The sequence below is a fragment of the Synechococcus sp. H60.1 genome, assembly GCF_047462335.1.
Taxonomy (GTDB): domain Bacteria; phylum Cyanobacteriota; class Cyanobacteriia; order Thermostichales; family Thermostichaceae; genus Thermostichus.
In genome coordinates, this window is the sequence record NZ_JANSJA010000132.1 from 1 (window position 1) to 931 (window position 931).

General features: G+C 59.5%; 1 protein-coding gene. It reads right to left on the reverse strand.

The genetic code is table 11. The annotated features are described in order from the left end of the window. Positions 1-126 precede the first annotated feature (126 nt). Complete coding sequence (locus NW852_RS07080) at positions 127-792, reverse strand: TVP38/TMEM64 family protein (RefSeq protein ID WP_414426589.1); 666 nt, start codon at positions 790-792, stop codon at positions 127-129. Positions 793-931: the final 139 nt, after the last annotated feature.

Sequence of the window (931 nt, forward strand, 5' to 3'; positions counted from 1 at the left end):
GAACTGGCCGAACAAGACCGAGAAAGGCAGGAGACCCTCTGCCAACTGGTTGGCTAAGCCTCTGCGCAAGGGTGGACGCTGCTAACCCCCCGCGGGCTCCCCAGTTCAAACCTGACTTGGATTGGCCTAGACAGGCTCCACCACTTCCCGTAGGGCTTGCCGAGCCACACGGGTGATGTAGACGGTGGCAGCTACGGTGGCGATGAGGCCCACAAGGCGAACGGCCCACTGAACCATTTGCGCTTGGGGATCCAGGCCTTCCCTGTTGGCCAGGGATCCCGCCAGCGAGCCGATGTACACATACATAAAGGTGCCCGGCACGATCCCGACGGTGCCCAGCAGGTTATTCAGAAAAGAAACTTGGGTCAGTCCCAGAGCGTAGTTGAGCAGATTAAAGGGAAAGGCGGGCGACAGACGAATCAAGCCGACGATCTTCGATCCCTCGCGCCCCACCGCCCGATCGATGGCCGCAAACCGGGGATTGCCCTCGATCCATCTGGCCACCCGTTCCCGCGCCAAGTAGCGCCCAATGAGAAAGGCCAAATTGGCTCCAATGGTTGCCCCAATCAGCACGTACAAAGCCCCAGCCAGCACCCCAAACACAGCCCCTGCGCCCAAGGTCAGCACCGAAGCCGGCAGAAGCAGCACAGTGGCCACAATGTAGATGGCAATGAAAAGCACCGGCCCCACCGGCCCCAAGCCTTCCACCCAGCCCAGAGCCTCGGCGAACCAGTCTTGAATAACTTCAAAAAATCCCAATCGATGGGCTGCCCAAAAAACAAGAACGGCCACGCCCAAAACGCCAGCAAGCTTCAGCAGAAGCTGCTGCTTTGCGGGATTTGTTCTGGGTTGGGTGGGGTCTGCCACGGCGGTCGGGAGCATCAGAAAGCTGTTGCTAGATAGGCTAGAGCAGCCAGGCTAGGAAATACCT